Source organism: Nocardioides xinjiangensis (assembly GCF_017916385.1).
Lineage (GTDB): Bacteria > Actinomycetota > Actinomycetes > Propionibacteriales > Nocardioidaceae > Nocardioides > Nocardioides xinjiangensis.
Genome location: NZ_JAFMSW010000001.1, coordinates 1,334,688 through 1,351,958 on the forward strand (window position 1 = coordinate 1,334,688; position 17,271 = coordinate 1,351,958).

The following is a 17,271-nucleotide window of genomic DNA, read 5'->3' on the forward strand; positions in this document are numbered from 1 at the left end:
GTCCATGCCGCCGTCGCGCCTGTGGCCGATCAGTGGTGAAAATGAGGAGATCACCCCGGACTCGGGCGTCCGGGGTGATCTCGGGTGTCCAGACCAGTGCTGCTCGGCCGGCGGCTAGGCGGTGACGAGCACCTGCACCTCGGCCACCGACCCGGTCGCGGCGACGACCCGGGTGTCGACCGGCTGCGCCTTGGGAGCGAGGGTCCGCAGGGTCCACTCCCCGTCGCCGGCGAAGAAGCGGAAGTGCCCCGTCGCCGAGGTCGGGACCTCGGCGGTGAATTCACCGCTGCGGTCGAGGAGCCGGACGTACGCGTTGGGGACGGGCTCGCCCCCGGCCGCGCCGCCGCGCAGGACCTGGCCCTGGATGACGGCCTCCTTGGCGACGTTCACCCCGTCGAGCGACAGGCCGCCCTCGGTCGCGCCGCACATCAGGCTTCACCCGGCTCGTCGCCGAGGGCGACCGGGACGCCGACCAGCGAGCCGTACTCGGTCCACGAGCCGTCGTAGTTCTTCACGTTCTCGTGACCGAGGAGCTCCTTGAGCACGAACCAGGTGTGCGAGGAGCGCTCGCCGATGCGGCACAGGGCGATGGTCTCCTTCGTGTCGTCGAGGCCGGCGTCGGCGTAGATCTGGCGCAGCTCCTCGTCGGACTTGAACGTCCCGTCGTCGTTGGCCGCCTTGCTCCACGGCACGTTGATCGAGGTCGGCACGTGGCCGGCGCGCTGCGCCTGCTCCTGCGGGAGGTGCGCCGGGGCCAGCAGCCGGCCGGCGTACTCGTCGGGGCTGCGGACGTCGACCAGGTTCTTCACGCCGATGGCGGCGACGGCCTCGTCGCGGAACGCGCGGATGGAGTGGTCCTGCTCGGTCGCGGTGTACGACGTCTTCTCGCGGGTCGGCACCTCGGCCGTCAGCTCGCGGGAGTCGAGCTCCCACTTCTTGCGGCCGCCGTCGAGGAGCTTGACGTCCTGGTGGCCGTAGAGCTTGAAGTACCAGTAGGCGTAGGCGGCGAACCAGTTGTTGTTGCCGCCGTAGAGGACGACCGTGTCGTCGTTGGAGACCCCGCGCTCGGACAGCAGCGCCTCGAACTGCTCCTTGTTGACGAAGTCGCGGCGGACCTGGTCCTGGAGGTCGGTGGTCCAGTCGAGCTTGATCGCTCCCCGGATGTGGCCCTTGTCGTAGGCGGTGGTGTCCTCGTCGACCTCGATGAGGACGACGCCGTCGGTGTCGAGGTTGTCCTCGACCCACTGGGCGGTGACGAGCGAGTTCTCGCGGCTCATGGTTGGTGTGCTCCTTGCTGGTGGTGAACAGTCGGGGTGCGGTGCGGTGGACGGTGCTGGGTCGGACGTGACGTGCTGTCAGGAGGCGATGCGTCGGGCCGTGGCCCGGCGGATCAGGAGGTAGGCCTCGCAGCCCAGGCAGAGCCCGAAGGCGGCGTTGAGCAGAGCGGCCACCAGCGCGAGGCCGACCGCGACCTGGCCGACCACGGTGGCACCGGCCAGGAGCGCGAGCAGGCCCACGAGGGCGAACCCGAGGCCGACCGCCTGCGCGAAGCGGGGCGGCTCCGGCGCCTCCCACTCGCTGGGCGAGGCCAGTCGCGGGCGGACGAGCGTGCGGAAGAGCCACGCGTGCGGCGTGGCCTGCACGCCGCGCACGGCGCCGGAGGCGAAGGCCGCTGCCTGCGCGGCGAGCAGCACCACGTCGTACGGCGACGGGAGCAGGAGCACGGCGAGCAGGACGACCGAGGTCAGGGCCGCGGCGAGCTGGGGTCCGCGGGGGTCGATGCCCGCGTCCGTGCGCGAGGCGCCCGCTGCGGAGCGCGGTGTGGCGGTGGTGGTCATGTCTCTCCTGGGATGTCGGCGCCGCACGAGGCCGGGCGCACAGGGGCGCAGGCCAGGGCGGGTCCCACCGACGAGCACGGTCCCGTGGCGGGAGGACGTCGGGCTCAGGCGAGCGGTGGGACCGCTACGACATTCGACACAGCGCCGAGCGCACGCGGCAGTGGTCCACTGCGCGGCGCCGGGTGAGCATGGTCGAGGACATGACCACGACAGTAGGCGGTCCTGCGAGCCGCTCGCGCCGTGGTCTCACGATGTGGTCGTCGCATCCGGATCTTGAGACGGCACGCGGGCTAGAGCTGTCAGGACCTGGTCGCGGGCGGGTGCGCCGGTCGCGCGGGTCACCTCGGCGCCCGACCCGTCGAGGACGAGGGTCGTCGGCGTGCGCAGGATGCCGAAGGCCCGCGTGGCGTCGAGGTGCTGCTCGGCGTCGACCTCGACGTGGGTGACCCCGGGGACGAGCCGCGAGACGTCCTCCAGCACGCGCCGGGTGGCGCGGCACGGCGCGCAGAAGGCGCTCGAGAACTGCAGCAGGGTGGCCCGCTCGCCCAGCTGCCGACCGACGACGGCGGCGATGTCCGCGCCGGGCGGCACGTCGGCGGGCGGAGGCGCCGCCACGTCATCCGGGTCCTTCCCGTGCTCCCCGTCCCGCAGGTGGGCCGGTGCCGGCGAGTCCCCCGCCCCGGGCGCGGCTGCAGCACCCACGGCGCGGCGCGCGCGGAAGCGGCCGTCCGTCGCGTTGCGCCACAGGCCGAGGCCGACCGCCAGCACGACGGCGGCGACGGCGATCCAGGCTCCTGTGGTCACACCCGACGAACGTCGTGGGTGCGGCAGTTGTTCCGCACGACTGCGTCCCGGTTCGGAGCAGGCTCCGGGACTCCCGACGCGGCGGCGCCTCCTGCCGCTCGGCGGGGACGCTCGCTCAGCCGCCCGCGAAGGGAGGCAGCAGCTCCACCACCGTCCCCGGCGGGACGACGACCGCACCTGGGTCGCGCGACCCCACCGGCTGTTCGCCGAGGAGCACCGAGCAGACGGCGACGGTGCGTGCCATGCGGTCGCCGGGGTGACGCTCGAGGACCAGGTCGACCACGTCGGCCAGGGTCAGCTCGGTCCCGGCGACGTCGAACACGTCCTCCGCGGTCCCGGCCGCAGCCCGGGCACCCGCCCAGTAGCGCACGGTGATCGCTGTCTCACGCCTCCGGTCGCGGTCCGTGGGGTCGCTCATGCGGACTATCCTTCACCATTCCCGGCTGGTCACCGGTCGGCCCGGCGAACGAGGAGGGTCCGCATGAGCGCACTGCTGCTGCTCACCAGCGCGCTCCAGCCCTCGGCCGAGGTGCTGCCGGGCCTCGCCCTGCTGGCCCACACCGTGAAGATCGTCCCGGCCCAGGGCAGCGCGCTGCTCGACGCCCCGGAGTCCGACCTCGTCCTCGTCGACGGTCGCCAGGACCTCGCTGCCGCGCGCGACCTCTGCCGCCTGATCCGCACCACCGGTGCGGACGCGCCGGTCCTCCTGGTGGTCACCGAGGGCGGCCTCGCCGTCGTGGCCCACGACTGGGGCATGGACGACGTGGTGCTGCACACGTGCGGTCCCGCCGAGCTCGACGCCCGGATCCGCCTCGCGATCGGCCGGGCGAGCGCCGCCGCGCCCGACGACCCGTCGGCCCACGTCATCCACCGCGGCGAGGTGGTCGTCGACGACGCGACCTACACGGCGCGGATCGGCGGCCGCGCGCTCGACCTCACCTACAAGGAGTTCGAGCTCCTCAAGTACCTCGCGCAGCACCCGGGCCGGGTCTTCAGCCGTGAGCAGCTGCTGCAGGAGGTGTGGGGATACGACTACTTCGGCGGCACCCGCACCGTCGACGTCCACGTGCGCCGCCTGCGCGCCAAGCTCGGCACCGAGCACGAGCACCACATCGGCACGGTCCGCAACGTCGGCTACCGCTTCGTCGTGCCCACGCGCGACTCCGCCGGCGCGGAGACCGAGTCGGCCTCGTCCTGAACCCGGGTCCGGTCCGCGTCCGGCTGGACCCGGCTCGGGCTCCGGCTCGCGTCGCACACCGGGCTCGCTAGGGTCGCGACATGGACGTCGTCGATCGGGTGCTGCAGATCGCCGGAGAGGCCGCGGCCGCCGACGGCGCCGACCCCCTCGACGAGGCGGCGCGCATCGCGCTGGCCGACGGCGTCGCCGAGGTCGGCCTCGAGGACGACGGGTTCACGCTGCTCCACGACGGCGACCTGGCGCTCGTGGTGCGCCCGTCGGCACGCCGCCGCGGGACGGGCGGCACCCTGCTCACCCGCGCCGAGGCGTCGTACGACGGCGCGCTGACCGCCTGGTCGCACGGCGACCACCCGGGCGCCGCCCGGCTCGCGGACCGGCACGGGTGGGACCGGGTGCGTGACCTCTGGGTGATGCGTCGAGCGGCGTCGTTGCCGCTCCCGCCGCTCGAGACGCCGTCGGGCGTGAGGATCCGGTCGTACCGGGACACCGACGCCGCCGACGTCGTCGCGGTCAACGCCGCGGCGTTCGCCCACCACCCCGAGCAGGGCGCGATGGACGAGGACAACCTCGCCCGCCGGATGGCCGAGCCGTGGTTCGACCCGGCGGGGCTGCTCGTGGCAGAGGACCACTCCGGGATGCTCGGCTTCCACTGGACCAAGCAGCACGACGCGCGCCACGGCGAGGTCTACGTCGTGGGGGTGGCGCCGGCGGCGCAGGGACGCGGGCTCGGAAAGGTGCTGACCCTCGCGGGGCTGCACCACCTCGCTGGGCTGGGGGTTGACGAGGTGCTGCTCTACGTCGAGTCCGACAACGCCCCCGCCGTCGCGGTCTACTCGGGGCTGGGGTTCGGCCACGCGGACGCCGACACGCACGTGCAGTACCGGCGCCGCTGACCGGTGCCGCTGGCGTCGCCGCTGTCGCTGCGTGTCGCTGAGTGTCGCTGACGGTCGCTGACGGTCGCTGTGTCATGCGAAGGCGTACGTATAGGTGCGGGTCCGTATGACGCCCGCACCGGCCCGGGGCCTGCGTCATGCGAAGGCGTACGTATAGGTGCGGGTTCGTATGACGCCCGCACCGGCCCGAGGCCCGCGTCATGCGAAGGCGTACGTATAGGTGCGGGTTCGTATGACGCCCGCACCGGCCCGGGGCCCGCGTCATGCGAAAGCGCACCTATAGGTGCCGGATCGCATGACGCCCGCGCGGCCCTAGCGGAGCGGGCGCACGTGCAGGCCGACCTCGGGGTCGACGACGACCTCCTGGGCGGCGGGCATCCCGTCGACGTCGAGGGGCGCGTCGACCGGGACGTTGCGCTTGACCAGCGCCAGCGCGATGGGACCGAGCTCGTGGTGGCGGGCGCTCGACCCGACGAATCCGAGGTCACGGCCGTCGTGGGAGACGGGCGAGCCCGCGACGGGCAGCCGGTTCTCCGAGCCGTCGAGGTGCAGCAGCACCAGCCGCCGTGGGGGCCGGCCGAGCGTGTGGACGCGCGCGACGGTCTCTTGGCCGCGGTAGCAGCCCTTGTCGAGGTGGACGGCCGCACCGATCCAGCCGACCTCGTTGGGGATCGTGCGGTGGTCGGTGTCGACGCCGAACCGCGGCTCGCCGCGCTCGATGCGCAGCGCCTCGTACGCCCACAGGCCGGCGGCGGGTCCGGCCGCCTCGGCGTACGCCTCCAGCCGCTCGCGCGGGACCAGGTCGTGGCGACCGCTGCCCTCCCCCGGGCGCCACATCACCGCGAGGTCCTCGACCAGCGAGACCTCGACGCGGGTCATGAACTTCATCCGCTCCAGCCACTGCACCAGGGCCGGCGCCGCACCGGGCTCGGTGTGCGCGGTGAACGCCTCGCCGTCGTCGACGCCGGTGAAGGCGTGCTCGACGTGGCCCTGCGGGCTCAGCACGAGGGCCTGCGTCCAGGTGCCGGGGGCGAGCCCGTCGAAGTACTGGGTCGTGAGGCTGTGCAGCCACGAGAGCCGGTCGGGCCCCGCCACGCGGAACACGTCGCGGTGCGAGAGGTCCACGAAGCCGTCGCCCCGGGCGAGGCTGCGCTGCTCGGTGTTGAACGAGCCGTAGTGCGCGGCCACCGGCGCGTCGATGCCGTCGCCGGCGACGGCTCCCGGGAGGGCGAGGAGGGGGCTGGCCATGCCCCGAGTCTAGGTCGGCCGTGGCTGCTCGTCCGCGGCGGAGCAGTCCGCGCAGGTGCCGAAGATCGCGAGGTGGCCCACGTCGACCACGAAGCCGTCGTCGGCCAGCGCCGCGACGAGCGGCTGCACGAGCCCGGGGTCGTAGGAGCGCACGGCGTGGCAGCGGCGGCACACGACGTGCACGTGCTCGTGCTCGTCGGTGGAGTGGTACGTCGGCGCGCGGTCGCTGAGGTGGGTGTGCCGGACCAGGCCGAGCTCCTCGAGCACCTCCAGGGTGCGGTAGACCGTGGAGGCGTTGACCGAGCTCACCTGGTCGCGGACGTGTGCGAGCACCTCGTCGGGCGTCGCGTGCCGCAGCTCCTCGACCGCCCGGAGGATCAGCTGGCGCTGCGGGGTGAGCCGCAACCCCTGCTCGCGCAGCCGCTGGGCGAGGTCGTCGCTCATGGGATGGTCCTCATGGCGTCAGGCCCGCTGGAGCCGGGCCCACGTGTGCGGCTGGAGCTCCTGGCCGGCGGCCGCGAGGTCGTTGGCGTACAGCAGGTCACCCTCGACGTTGCCGTACATGCGCGACCCGGCCGTGACCTCCTTCGCCGTCTCGGTGTAGGAGACACCCGCGGTGTGCAGCTCGATCCGGCCGCCGTCAGCCGCGCCGTACCAGATCTCCGAGATGCCGGTGTTGTGCGCGAGGAGGAGCTCGACCTTGCCGGGCTCGGGGCACCTCAGGAACCCCGTCTCCATCGCGCCCTCGCGGACGAACTCCCCCTGCTCGTCGACGACCCAGGCACGCGACATGTAGTGGAAGAACGGGCGGCCGTCGTGGGTGAAGATCAGCTCCTGGCCGAACTGGAACGACTCGATGGTCGGGTACGCCCCGTGGCCGTTGCCGCGCCACGTGCCGAGCAACCAGGCGACGGGGCCGCAGTTGGGATGCAGGTTGTCGGGCAGCTCGAAGGGCATGGGTCGACTCTAGTCCGCCCGCTTAGGCTGCCGGCATGGCTCGATCACTGGTCGTGAAGGTCACCTGCGGGGCCGAGGACGCCGAGCGCTGCAACCAGGGGTTCACGGTCGCCGCGGCGGCCGCGGCGTCCGGTGCGGAGGTCTCGCTCTGGCTCACCGGGCAGGCCGCCTGGTTCGGGGTGCCCGGCCGGGCCGAGGAGTTCGACCTCGACCTCGCCACGCCTCTCGACCAGCTGATGCAGGCCGTGCTGGCGTCGGGGTCGGTCACGGTCTGCTCGCAGTGCGCTGCGCGTCGCGGCATCGTCGCCGGCGACCTGCGCGACGGCGTCACGATCGCCGGTGCCGCGGTGTTCGCCGAGCAGGTGCTGGGTGAGGGCGTGCAGGCGCTCGTGTACTGAGGCGGACGTCACCCGGCGTTCACCAAGCGGTGCCACACTGGACGGCATGACCGACCCGGCCACCCTCACCAGCGCTGCCTCCCCGTCGGTCGAGGAAGGGCCGGTCGCCGAGCCGTTCGGGCACCCGAGCGACACCTTCGACGTCGAGCCGCACTACACGCCCGACGCCGCCGCGATCGAGGCGGTGCAGAAGTTCGAGGACCGCTTCATCGACCGCGAGACCTCGTGGGTGCGCTTCAACCAGCGCGTCCTCGAGCTCGCCGAGGACCCCACCCTGCCGCTGCTGGAGCGGGCCCGCTTCCTCGCGATCTTCGCCAGCAACCTCGACGAGTTCTTCATGGTCCGCGTCGCCGGACTCAAGCGCCGGATCGCCGCGGGCGTCGCCGTGCGCGCGGCGAGCGGGCTCATGCCGCGCCAGCAGCTGGTCCAGCTGTGGACGGGCAGCCGGGAGCTCATGGAGCGCCACGCCCAGGCGTTCGTCGACCTCCTGCCCGAGCTCAGCGAGCAGGGCATCGAGATCGTGCGCTGGGACGAGCTGGACCGGGAGGAGCAGAAGGTCTGCAAGAAGCTCTTCAAGGAGCGGATCTTCCCGGTCCTGACCCCCCTCGCGGTCGACCCGGCCCACCCGTTCCCCTACATCTCCGGCCTGTCGCTCAACCTCGCGGTCGTCGTACGCCACCCCAAGACCGGCACCGAGCACTTCGCGCGGGTCAAGGTGCCGCCGACCTTCGGCCGCTTCGTCGGCCTGGGCAACCAGCGCTTCGTGCCGATCGAGGACGTCATCGGCGAGCACCTCAAAAAGCTCTTCCCGGGGATGGAGGTCATCGGCTCGCACACGTTCCGCGTCACCCGCAACGAGGACCTCGAGGTCGAGGAGGACGACGCCGAGAACCTGCTGAAGGCGCTGGAGAAGGAGCTGCAGCGACGCCGCTTCGGTCCCCCCGTCCGGCTCGAGGTCGAGCAGTCGATGGACCCCAAGGTGCTCGACCTGCTGGTCTCCGAGCTCGGCGTCCGCCGCGACGAGGTCGTGTCGCTGCCCGGCCCGCTCGACCTCACCGGGCTGCACTCCATCGCCGACCTGCCGCGCGACGACCTCAAGTACGCCGCGTTCCTGCCGTCGACCCACCCCAGCCTGGCGGAGGTGGAGTCGTCCTCGCCGGTCGACGTCTTCGACTCGGTCGGGCGGCACGACGTGCTGCTGCACCACCCCTACGACTCCTTCGCCACGTCGGTGCAGCGCTTCCTCGAGCAGGCAGCCGCCGACCCGCACGTGCTGGCGATCAAGCAGACGCTGTACCGCACGTCCGGCGACAGCCCGATCATCGAGGCGCTCATCGACGCCGCCGAGGCGGGCAAGCAGGTCCTGGTGATCGTGGAGATCAAGGCGCGCTTCGACGAGCAGGCCAACATCCGCTGGGCACGCAAGCTCGAGCAGGCCGGCTGCCACGTCGTCTACGGGCTGGTCGGGCTCAAGACCCACTGCAAGCTGTCGATGGTGGTGCGCGACGAGCCCGAGGGGATCCGGCGCTACGTCCACCTCGGCACCGGCAACTACAACCCGAAGACCGCCCGCGTCTACGAGGACCTGGGCCTGCTGACCGCCAACCAGGAGATCGGCGAGGACGTCGCGCTGCTGTTCAACAACCTGTCCGGCATCAGCCGCAACCGCACCTACGACCACCTCCTCGTCGCGCCGCACAGCGTCCGCGAGGGCCTCATCGCGCAGATCCACCAGGAGATCGCCCACCACCAGGCGGGGCGACCCGCCGGCATCCGGATCAAGGCGAACTCGGCGGTCGACGAGGCGGTGATCGACGCGCTCTACCTCGCCTCGCAGGAGGGCGTGCGCGTCGAGATGCTGATCCGCGGCATCTGCGCCCTGCGCCCCGGCGTACCCGGGCTGTCGGAGACCATCCGCGTGCGCTCGATCCTGGGTCGCTTCCTCGAGCACAGCCGCATCTTCTGGTTCGACAACGGCGGCGACCCCGCGGCCTGGATCGGGTCGGCGGACATGATGCACCGCAACCTCGACCGCCGCGTCGAGGTGCTCGTACGCCTGCGCGACCCGCACGTCGTCGAGGAGGTCGACGCGCTGCTGGACCTCGCGCTCGACGAGCGGACGACCGCGTGGGAGCTGGGACCCGACGGCGAGTGGCAGCTGCGGCACGGCGAGCGTCACCTCCACGACGAGCTCATCGTCCGCCAGCGCAGCCGGCGGCGCTGAGCGCTCCGTCACACGAGCGTGCGCGGAGGCACCCGAACTTGCGTCGTTGGGCCGTCGACCCCCTAGCATGAGGCACGGTTCATCCGCCCCCCGTTCGGAGTTCGCCGTGCGTTTGAAGTTCCGCCCTGTCGACAGCTCGTTCTACGACCTCTTCAGTGAGGCCGCCAACCACCTCGTCGTCGGCGCCCAGCTGCTCAGCGAGATGCTGTCGGCCGGCAACTCGAAGGCCGAGATCGCGCAGCGCATGCGTGAGGCCGAGCACGCTGCCGACGAGACCACCCACTCGATCGTGCGCCGGGTCAACAGCACCTTCGTCACCCCGTTCGACCGGGAGGACATCTACTCCCTCGCGTCGGCGCTCGACGACGTCATGGACATGATGGACGAGGCCGTCGACCTGGTGCTGCTCTACGAGGTCACCTCGCTGCCCGCGGAGACGACCCAGCAGGTGGAGGTGCTGCAGCGCTGCGCCGAGCTCACCGCTGCCGCCATGCCGTCGCTGGAGTCGATGAGCTCGCTCGACGAGTACTGGATCGAGATCAACCGGCTCGAGAACACCGGTGACAAGGCGTTCCGCCGGATCCTGGCCAACCTCTTCAGCGGCGAGTACGAGGCGCTGGAGGTCCTGAAGCTGAAGGACGTCGTGGAGTCCCTCGAGGGGGCGATCGACGCCTTCGAGAAGGTCGCCAACATCGTGGAGCAGATCGCCGTCAAGGAGTCCTGACCCTGATGGAGATCGGGATCATTCTCGCGGTGGTCGTCGTCGCCCTGGTGTTCGACTACACCAACGGCTTCCACGACGCCGCCAACGCGATCGCGACGTCCGTCTCGACGGGCGCCCTCAAGCCGCGGGTCGCCCTGGCGATGGCCGCGGTCATGAACTTCGTCGGCGCCTTCCTCGGGCAGGAGGTCGCCACCACGGTGTCCGACACCATCGACCCGGGGACGGGCAGCCACGGGCTGGTGATCGTCATGTGCGGCCTCCTCGGCGCCATCACGTGGAACCTCATCACCTGGTACTACGGCCTGCCGTCGTCCTCCTCGCACGCGCTCATCGGCGGCCTGGTCGGCTCGGCCGTCGCGGCCGGCGCGACCGCCAACTGGGACGTCGTGCTCGAGAAGGTCGTCATCCCGATGTTCCTCTCGCCGCTCGTCGCCTTCAGCCTCGGCTTCGCCCTGATGGTCCTGATCATGTGGGCGTTCCGCAACGCCAACCCCGGCCGCGCCAACCGCGGGTTCAAGGTGGCGCAGACCATCTCGGCCGCCGCCATGGCGCTGGGTCACGGCCTCCAGGACGCGCAGAAGACGATGGGCGTCATCTTCCTGGCGCTGCTCGCCGGGGGCTACGTCGCGGAGTCCGACCCGCTGCCGCTCTGGGTCATCTTCGCCGCCGCGGCCGCCATCTCCGCCGGCACCTACTCCGGCGGCTGGCGCATCATGCGCACGCTCGGCCGGCGCATCATCCACCTCGACCCGCCGCGCGGTTTCGCCGCCGAGGCGGTCGCGGCCTCGGTGCTCTACACGACGGCGTACGCCTTCCACGCCCCGATCTCGACCACGCACACCATCACCTCGGCGGTCATGGGCGTCGGCGCGACCAAGCGGCTCTCGGCGGTCCGCTGGGGCGTGGCGAAGTCGATCCTGACGGCGTGGGTGCTGACCTTCCCGGCCGCTGCCTTCGCCGCGGCGGTCTGCTACTGGGTCGCGCGGATCTTCCTCCCCTGACCTCGCGTCCGGAGTCCTCGGGCGTCGGAGGGTCGTCGGAGGGTCTTCGCGGCGTCGTTCCGGCGGCGCCGGCGAGCGTCATACGAACGCGCCGCTATAGGTGCGGGTCCGTATGACGCGCGGGGCGGCGTCGGGCTTGGGGCGCCGGGCTCGGAGCGCCGGCGAGCGTCATGCGAAGCCGTTGCTATAGGTGCGGGTCCGTATGACGCTCGGGGCGCGGGCAACGCAGCGTCATACGAAGCCGTTGCTATAGGTGCGGGTCCGTATGACGCTCGGGGCGCCAACGACGCAGCGTCATACGAAGTCGTCCCTATAGGTGCAGGTCCGTATGACGTCCGGGGCGTCAACTTGGCGCCGGCGGCCTCTCGCCGGCTGCAGCTCGAGGGCGTACGCCGTCCGGTCAGGCCGCGGGACCAAGGCCGGACCATCCGGCGTCCACGAGGGCGCGCTCGATCTGCGCGAAGAACTCGTCCGCCGCCACACGGAGTCCGAGGACGGGCAGCCGGAGGACGGTGAGGTTGACCAGGGTGACGTCGTTGTGCCGGAGCGCGTCGGCGACGACGTGGTCGGCGAGGACGTGCTGGATGCCGTCGACCTCGACGACGACGCCCCACTCCTCCCAGAGGACGTCGAGGTAGTAGCGGCCGTCCGGCCCTCGCCGTACTGCCTGGCGGGACGGTTCGGGCAGCCCTCGGTCGCGGCACGCGCGGGCGAAGTCGAGCTCGGCGAGGCTGCGGACGCCGCCGAGCAGGTCGGTCACGATGTCGGTGACGAGCGCCAGTCGACGATCCCTCTTCACCCGCAGCAGCGCGCGGGCCACGAGCTCGGCCGACGCGACGCCCTGCTGCACCGTCATCGTCAGCAGCAGCGCGGCCTGGCGGTCGCTCCTCGCCCACAGCGCGGCTCGTACTGCTGCTACCTCGGTCCGCGTGCGGGCCGGGCCGGGGCCGGGCGCGAGGTCGTCGTCGCGCCACCTCCGGGTCTGGCGTACGTCGACGACCTCGTCACGGAACACCCTCGCTCCTCTCGGGACCGACACCCGGTGGCGCTCGACGGTGAAGCCCGTCAGGCCGCTCGCGACCAGTGACGACGCCCCGTCGAGCCGCGCGCGCGGTCCTCCCGAGAGCTGGGCGGCCCACAGCACCGTCTCTTCGGCCAGCGGACCGTTGTGCACGACGACGACGTGCCGTCCCACCCGCTGCCAGCGTCGCGCCCTCACGTTGGCCCTCACCTCCGCGCGCGTGAACCCGGCGGCGTAGAGCTGGCTCCGGGAGAGCGCGCCTCCCTGTCGGCTGGCGGCGCGCTCGGCGCGGCGCCGCCGGGCGTGCCGCAGCGAGGCGGAGGCGGAGCGGGGCTCGGGCTCGGGCATGCCCCCACGGTCCTCCTGGCGCGTGTCCGCCGCACGCGGGCGATCGCCGCCCTGGTGATCGTCCCGCGGAACGGTGCCCTGTGGAGGTTTTGCGCGCCGACCCGTCGGAGGCGAGCCGCCAGCGTCATACGAAGCCGAACCCACAGGCGCCGGTCCGCATGACGCAAGCCCCGGCCCGGGAAACGAACCGCCCCAGGACCGCCAGCGTCATACGAAGCCGAACCCATAGGCGCCAGCCCGCATGACGCAAGCCCCGGCCCGGGGGACGGACCGCCCCAGGACCGCCAGCGTCATACGAGACCGAACCCATAGGCGCCGGTCCGCATGACGGAAGCCCCGGCCCAGGGGGACGGACCGCGACCCCCGGCCCGGGGGACGAACCGCGAGCCCCGGCCGCACCGGGGCTGTCGGCTCAGCCGAAGCGGCCGGAGATGTAGGCCTCGGTCGCCTCGTTGTCGGGGTTGGCGAACATCTTCTGCGTGGAGTTGAACTCCACGAGGTGCCCGGGCTGACCCGCCGCCTTGAGGTTGAAGAAGCCGGTCTCGTCGGAGACCCGGGCGGCCTGCTGCATGTTGTGGGTGACGATGACGATCGTGTAGTCGGACTTCAGCTCGTGGATGAGGTCCTCGATCGCCGAGGTCGAGATCGGGTCGAGGGCCGAGCACGGCTCGTCCATCAGCAGCACCTGCGGCTCCACGGCGATCGCACGGGCGATGCAGAGGCGCTGCTGCTGCCCGCCCGACAGCCCCATCCCGGGCTTGTCGAGGCGGTCCTTGACCTCGTTCCAGAGGTTCGCGCCCTTGAGCGAGCGCTCGACGACGTCGTCGGCCTCGGACTTCTTCATCTTCTTGGAGTTGAGGCGGTTGCCGGCGAGCACGTTGTCGTAGATCGACATCGTCGGGAACGGGTTCGGGCGCTGGAAGACCATGCCGATCTGGCGGCGTACGGCGACCGGGTCGACGGCGGCGTCGTAGAGCGACTGCCCGTCGACGGTCACCTTCCCCTCGACGCGGGCGCCCGGGATGACCTCGTGCATGCGGTTGAGCGAGCGCAGCACGGTGGACTTCCCGCAGCCCGAGGGGCCGATGAATGCGGTCACGGAGCGCGCCTTGATGTGCAGGTTGACTCCCTGCACGGCGAGGAAGTCTCCGTAGTAGATGTCGAGGTCGGAGACGTCGATGCTCTTGGCCATGGTGGGGGTGACTCCTTGAGGGGGCTCGGTCGAGCGGGCGCTCAGCGGCCGGTCTTGGGGGCGAACGCCTTGCCGACGATCCTCGCGACGAGGTTGAGCGACATGACGATGATGATGAGGAAGAGGGCGGCGCCCCAGACCCGGTCGGTCCAGATCTCGCCGTACTTGAAGTGGGTGGTCTGCCCGAGGGACTGGAAGATGTAGACGGGCAGGGTCTGCACGGGGCCCTCGAACGGGTTCCAGTTCGCGACCCGAGCCGTGCCGAGGATGAGCAGCAGCGGTGCGGTCTCGCCGGCGACGCGCGCGATCGCCAGGGTGACGCCGGTGACGATGCCCGCGACCGCGGTCGGGAGGACCACCTTCACGATGGTGCGCCACCGCGGCACGCCGAGGGCGTACGACGCCTCGCGCAGGTCGTCGGGCACCAGCTTGAGCATCTCCTCCACCGACCGGATCACCGTCGGCAGCATGAGCAGGGACAGCGCGATGGCGCCGCCGATGCCGACCCGGGGCAGCGGGTCGCCGGTGATGACGATGAAGAGGGCGATGGCGAACAGTCCGGCGACGATCGACGGGATGCCGGTCATCACGTCGACGAGGAAGGTGATGACCTTGGCGAGGCGGTTGTTCTTGCCGTACTCGACGAGGTAGATCGCGGTGAAGAGGCCGATCGGCACCGCGATGACGGCCGCGATCAGCGTGATCATGATCGTGCCCATGATCGCGTGGTAGATGCCGCCGCCGACCCCGAGCAAAGCCCGCCCGCTCATGTCGTCGTTGAGGAACTGCGGGGTCAGCACGGGTGCGCCGCGGGCGACCACGGTCCACACCAGGCTCACCAGCGGCACCATCGCCACGGCGAACGCGGTCCACATGAGGGTCTTCACCAGCGTGTCGGTGGACTGTCGGGAGCCCTCGACGGCGCGGGTCCAGCCGGTGATGCCGACCAGGTACGCCAGCCAGGCGACGACCACCGCGCCGCCGACGCCGAGCCCGAGGAGCCAGGCCAGCACACCCAGCGCCACCGAGCACACGCCGACGAGGACCGGGGCGATGCGCGGCAGCGTGCCGCCGGTGAGGGGCTCGAGCCGGTCGACCGGCTGGGTGTCGGTGTCGATGACGGTGCTCATGACTTCACCTGCCCGCGGGTCGCGATGTAGCGACCCAGGAAGTTGACCACGAATGTGAGGACGAAGAGGGCCAGGCCGGCGAAGATCAGCACGTTGATCTTGAGGCCGGCCGCGTTGGCGTAGTTGTTGGCGATGCTGGCGGCGATGGTGTTCGAGTTCGCCGACGAGATCACGTCGAAGCTGACGATGGCGCCGGTGGCTGAGAGCACCATCGCGACCGCCATGGTCTCACCGAGGGCGCGGCCCAGGCCGAGCAGCAGCGCGGCGACGATGCCGGAGCGCGCGTAGGGCAGCACGGCCATCCGGATCATCTCCCAGCGGGTCGCGCCGAGGGCGAGGGCGGCCTCCTCGTGCATCGTCGGCGTCTGGGCGAAGATCTCGCGCAGGATCGCGGTCACGATCGGCAGCGCCATCAGCGCCAGCACGACCGACGCGGTCAGCAGCGTGCGCCCCGAGCTCGACACCGGCCCCCCGAAGAGCGGGATCCACCCGAACCAATTGTTCAGCCACTCGTAGACCGGCACCAGCCGCGGCGCCAGGACAGCGATGCCCCACAGGCCGAACACGACGGACGGCACGGCCGCCAGCAGGTCGACGAGGTACCCCACGGGCTTGGCGACCCGGCGGGGGGCGTAGTGCGAAATTACGAGGGCCAGGCCGATCGCGAGCGGCGTCACGATGACCATGGCCAGCACCGAGGACAGCACGGTGCCGAAGAGGAGCGGCCCGACGAGGGACCACACACTGGGCTTGCCGTACGCCTGCTCGCCCGAGGCTTCCAGGGCAGGCAGGCCCTGCGCCACCAGGAAGACGGCGACTCCGGCGAGCATGCCGACGACGAGCAGCGCGGCACCGAGCGCGGTGCGGCTGAAGACCGCGTCCCCCACGCGGGTGGTCCGGGCCCGTTCCTGTGGTTCCTGGAGGGGCCCCTGGATCGCGGTGGTCACTCTTCTCCTCCTGTGGCGGCTGCCGGGTGACGACGTGTCGGCAGGGGCCGGGCCTGATCGGCCCGACCCCCGCCGCTGTGCTGGTCGGTGCTCAGCCGGCCGAGATGGTCTCGACGATGGACTGGGCCTCGCTGATGACCGTGTCGGTCAGCGGGGCGGAGCCCGCCTCGGACGAGCCGATCTCCTGGCCCTCGTCGCTGAGGATGTAGGAGAGGTAGCCCTTGACGTTCGCGGCGGTCGCCTCGTCGTCGTAGGTCTGGCAGGCGATCATGTAGGACGTGAGGACGATCGGGTAGACCCCCGCCTCCTCGGTCGTGTAGTCGAGGTCGTAGGCCATGTTGACCTCCGAGCCCTCGTCCACGCGGGGGGAGACCTCGAAGATCTTCGCGGCCGCCTCCGGGCTCGGCGCCACGAACTCCTCGCCCACGCCGATGTTGGCCTGGCCGAGGCCGCCCGCCTGGCTGGCGTCGGCGTAGCCGATGGTGTTGGGGGCGTCGGTGACGACCTGCACGACGCCGGAGGTGCTCTTGCCGCCCTCGCCGCCGGCCTCGTTGGGCCACTGCTCGACCTCGCCGTAGGTCCAGGTGTCGCCGGCGACGGTCGAGAGGTAGTTGGTGAAGTTGCCGGTGGTGCCCGACTCGTCGGAGCGGTGGACCGGGGTGATGTCCTCGTCCGGCAGCTCGGCGTTCGGGTTGTCGGCGACGATGGCCTCGTCGTTCCAGCTGGTGATCTCACCGGCGAAGATGCCGGCGAGCGTCTCGGGCGAGAGGTTCAGCTCGTCGACGCCCTCGAGGTTGTAGATCACCGCGATCGGCGAGACGTAGTTGGGGATGGTGATGGGCTCGGAGCCGCACGTCTCGGTCGCCGCGGTGAGCTCGCCCTCCTCGTCGTCGAGGTAGGAGTCGGTGCCGGCCGTCGGGAAGCCGCCGGAGATGAAGTTCTCGCGACCGCCGCCGGAGCCCACCGGGTCGTAGGAGACCGTCACGCCGGGCGCCACCTCGCCGAAGCCGACCATCCAGGCGTTCTGCGCGGACTCCTGCGAGGAGGCGCCGCCGATGGCGAGCTCGCCGGACAGGTCGGCGTAGTCGCCGCTCGACTCCGAGGAGCCCGTGTCCCCGGTGTCGGCCGCGGCCTCATCGGCCGAGTTGCCGCCACCGCAGGCGGTCAGGGAGATCGAGAGGGCAAGCACGGCCACGCTGGGGGCCAGCAGCTTGCGGTAGGAAGTGCGCTTCACTTCGGGTGCTCCTGATGAGTCTCGTGAGTCTGATGAGTGCTGACGCCGGTGACGGTAGGCAGGCCAGGAGAACGACCACCGCGCCGTCGGTGAACGGCCGATGAACTCGATCAG

General features: G+C 71.4%; 19 protein-coding genes. 6 read left to right on the plus strand and 13 right to left on the minus strand.

The features are described from left to right. Positions 1-114: 114 nt before the first annotated feature. From J3P32_RS06305 to J3P32_RS06325, 5 genes are all read right to left on the minus strand, one after another. Positions 115-429, minus strand: coding sequence for a DUF1416 domain-containing protein (locus J3P32_RS06305; RefSeq protein ID WP_210438962.1), 315 nt, complete (start codon positions 427-429; stop codon positions 115-117). Next, entirely contained in the window at positions 429-1,277 is an 849-nt protein-coding gene (locus J3P32_RS06310; RefSeq protein ID WP_210438963.1) for a sulfurtransferase, read from the minus strand. The genes J3P32_RS06305 and J3P32_RS06310 overlap by 1 nt, the downstream gene beginning before the upstream one ends. A 78-nt stretch (positions 1,278-1,355) precedes the next feature. Continuing rightward, positions 1,356-1,838 carry a DUF4395 domain-containing protein gene (locus tag J3P32_RS06315; RefSeq protein WP_210438964.1) on the minus strand — a complete coding sequence of 161 codons (483 nt, stop codon included), beginning with the start codon at positions 1,836-1,838 and terminating at the stop codon, positions 1,356-1,358. 246 nt (positions 1,839-2,084) lie between these two features. Further along, positions 2,085-2,642, minus strand: a complete 558-nt coding sequence (locus tag J3P32_RS06320) for a thioredoxin family protein (protein WP_210438965.1) — start codon at positions 2,640-2,642, stop codon at positions 2,085-2,087. Between the two features lie 115 nt (positions 2,643-2,757). After that, a complete protein-coding gene (locus tag J3P32_RS06325; protein ID WP_210438966.1) occupies positions 2,758-3,060 on the minus strand; it encodes a ubiquitin family protein in 303 nt (100 codons plus the stop codon). A 63-nt stretch (positions 3,061-3,123) separates the two neighbouring features. Between J3P32_RS06325 and J3P32_RS06330 the strand changes: the two genes are divergently transcribed. Together J3P32_RS06330 and mshD are read left to right on the plus strand one after the other, a co-directional pair. Then, positions 3,124-3,840 carry a winged helix-turn-helix transcriptional regulator gene (locus J3P32_RS06330; RefSeq protein ID WP_210438967.1) on the plus strand — a complete coding sequence of 239 codons (717 nt, stop codon included), beginning with the start codon at positions 3,124-3,126 and terminating at the stop codon, positions 3,838-3,840. 80 nt (positions 3,841-3,920) lie between these two features. Further along, on the plus strand, positions 3,921-4,733 hold the full coding sequence (gene mshD / locus J3P32_RS06335; RefSeq protein WP_210438968.1) for a mycothiol synthase: 813 nt from the start codon (positions 3,921-3,923) through the stop codon (positions 4,731-4,733). Between the two features lie 312 nt (positions 4,734-5,045). Here mshD and ygfZ read toward each other — a convergent pair whose 3' ends face one another. From ygfZ to J3P32_RS06350, 3 genes are read right to left on the minus strand one after another with little or no spacing between them, the layout of a single operon-like run. Further along, complete coding sequence (ygfZ, locus tag J3P32_RS06340) at positions 5,046-5,981, minus strand: CAF17-like 4Fe-4S cluster assembly/insertion protein YgfZ (RefSeq protein WP_210438969.1); 936 nt, start codon at positions 5,979-5,981, stop codon at positions 5,046-5,048. 9 nt (positions 5,982-5,990) lie between these two features. Then, the gene (locus tag J3P32_RS06345; protein ID WP_210438970.1) at positions 5,991-6,425 is read right to left on the minus strand and encodes a Fur family transcriptional regulator; all 435 of its coding nucleotides are present in this window, start codon (positions 6,423-6,425) and stop codon (positions 5,991-5,993) included. 18 nt (positions 6,426-6,443) lie between these two features. Next, entirely contained in the window at positions 6,444-6,938 is a 495-nt protein-coding gene (locus J3P32_RS06350; RefSeq protein WP_210438971.1) for an FABP family protein, read from the minus strand. Positions 6,939-6,973: 35 nt separating this feature from the next. Here J3P32_RS06350 and J3P32_RS06355 point away from each other — a divergent pair, with 35 nt between their 5' ends. From J3P32_RS06355 to J3P32_RS06370, 4 genes are all read left to right on the plus strand, one after another. Further along, the gene (locus J3P32_RS06355) at positions 6,974-7,336 is read left to right on the plus strand and encodes a DsrE family protein (protein WP_210438972.1); all 363 of its coding nucleotides are present in this window, start codon (positions 6,974-6,976) and stop codon (positions 7,334-7,336) included. Between the two features lie 46 nt (positions 7,337-7,382). After that, complete coding sequence (locus J3P32_RS06360) at positions 7,383-9,560, plus strand: RNA degradosome polyphosphate kinase (protein WP_210438973.1); 2,178 nt, start codon at positions 7,383-7,385, stop codon at positions 9,558-9,560. A gap of 106 nt (positions 9,561-9,666) precedes the next feature. After that, positions 9,667-10,284 (plus strand): DUF47 domain-containing protein, encoded by a 618-nt coding sequence (locus J3P32_RS06365; protein ID WP_210438974.1) that lies wholly within the window; start codon positions 9,667-9,669, stop codon positions 10,282-10,284. Between the two features lie 5 nt (positions 10,285-10,289). After that, entirely contained in the window at positions 10,290-11,285 is a 996-nt protein-coding gene (locus tag J3P32_RS06370; protein ID WP_210438975.1) for an inorganic phosphate transporter, read from the plus strand. Between the two features lie 400 nt (positions 11,286-11,685). Here J3P32_RS06370 and J3P32_RS06375 read toward each other — a convergent pair whose 3' ends face one another. The 5 genes from J3P32_RS06375 to J3P32_RS06395 form a co-directional block, all read right to left on the minus strand. Further along, positions 11,686-12,654, minus strand: coding sequence for a PDDEXK family nuclease (locus tag J3P32_RS06375; RefSeq protein WP_210438976.1), 969 nt, complete (start codon positions 12,652-12,654; stop codon positions 11,686-11,688). A 412-nt stretch (positions 12,655-13,066) separates the two neighbouring features. Further along, positions 13,067-13,846 (minus strand): phosphate ABC transporter ATP-binding protein PstB, encoded by a 780-nt coding sequence (pstB, locus tag J3P32_RS06380; RefSeq protein WP_210438977.1) that lies wholly within the window; start codon positions 13,844-13,846, stop codon positions 13,067-13,069. Between the two features lie 41 nt (positions 13,847-13,887). Next, positions 13,888-14,976, minus strand: coding sequence for a phosphate ABC transporter permease PstA (pstA, locus tag J3P32_RS06385; protein ID WP_210438978.1), 1,089 nt, complete (start codon positions 14,974-14,976; stop codon positions 13,888-13,890). Then, positions 14,973-15,923 carry a phosphate ABC transporter permease subunit PstC gene (gene pstC / locus J3P32_RS06390; protein WP_307861600.1) on the minus strand — a complete coding sequence of 317 codons (951 nt, stop codon included), beginning with the start codon at positions 15,921-15,923 and terminating at the stop codon, positions 14,973-14,975. Before pstC ends, pstA begins: the two co-directional genes overlap by 4 nt. 91 nt (positions 15,924-16,014) lie before the next feature. Then, on the minus strand, positions 16,015-17,157 hold the full coding sequence (locus J3P32_RS06395; RefSeq protein ID WP_210438979.1) for a phosphate ABC transporter substrate-binding protein PstS: 1,143 nt from the start codon (positions 17,155-17,157) through the stop codon (positions 16,015-16,017). Between the last annotated feature and the right edge of the window lie 114 nt (positions 17,158-17,271).

What these genes read in the sequence shown, in the direction of transcription:
- ygfZ (WP_210438969.1), bottom strand. Translation starts at nt 5,981, where the DNA reads ATGGCCAGCCCCCTCCTCGCCCTCCCGGGAGCCGTCGCCGGCGACGGC.
- J3P32_RS06305 (WP_210438962.1), bottom strand. Translation starts at nt 429, where the DNA reads ATGTGCGGCGCGACCGAGGGCGGCCTGTCGCTCGACGGGGTGAACGTC.
- J3P32_RS06360 (WP_210438973.1), top strand. Translation starts at nt 7,383, where the DNA reads ATGACCGACCCGGCCACCCTCACCAGCGCTGCCTCCCCGTCGGTCGAG.
- mshD (WP_210438968.1), top strand. Translation starts at nt 3,921, where the DNA reads ATGGACGTCGTCGATCGGGTGCTGCAGATCGCCGGAGAGGCCGCGGCC.
- J3P32_RS06330 (WP_210438967.1), top strand. Translation starts at nt 3,124, where the DNA reads ATGAGCGCACTGCTGCTGCTCACCAGCGCGCTCCAGCCCTCGGCCGAG.
- J3P32_RS06350 (WP_210438971.1), bottom strand. Translation starts at nt 6,938, where the DNA reads ATGCCCTTCGAGCTGCCCGACAACCTGCATCCCAACTGCGGCCCCGTC.
- J3P32_RS06325 (WP_210438966.1), bottom strand. Translation starts at nt 3,060, where the DNA reads ATGAGCGACCCCACGGACCGCGACCGGAGGCGTGAGACAGCGATCACC.
- J3P32_RS06345 (WP_210438970.1), bottom strand. Translation starts at nt 6,425, where the DNA reads ATGAGCGACGACCTCGCCCAGCGGCTGCGCGAGCAGGGGTTGCGGCTC.
- pstA (WP_210438978.1), bottom strand. Translation starts at nt 14,976, where the DNA reads ATGAGCACCGTCATCGACACCGACACCCAGCCGGTCGACCGGCTCGAG.
- J3P32_RS06310 (WP_210438963.1), bottom strand. Translation starts at nt 1,277, where the DNA reads ATGAGCCGCGAGAACTCGCTCGTCACCGCCCAGTGGGTCGAGGACAAC.
- J3P32_RS06355 (WP_210438972.1), top strand. Translation starts at nt 6,974, where the DNA reads ATGGCTCGATCACTGGTCGTGAAGGTCACCTGCGGGGCCGAGGACGCC.
- J3P32_RS06315 (WP_210438964.1), bottom strand. Translation starts at nt 1,838, where the DNA reads ATGACCACCACCGCCACACCGCGCTCCGCAGCGGGCGCCTCGCGCACG.
- J3P32_RS06370 (WP_210438975.1), top strand. Translation starts at nt 10,290, where the DNA reads ATGGAGATCGGGATCATTCTCGCGGTGGTCGTCGTCGCCCTGGTGTTC.
- J3P32_RS06375 (WP_210438976.1), bottom strand. Translation starts at nt 12,654, where the DNA reads ATGCCCGAGCCCGAGCCCCGCTCCGCCTCCGCCTCGCTGCGGCACGCC.
- pstB (WP_210438977.1), bottom strand. Translation starts at nt 13,846, where the DNA reads ATGGCCAAGAGCATCGACGTCTCCGACCTCGACATCTACTACGGAGAC.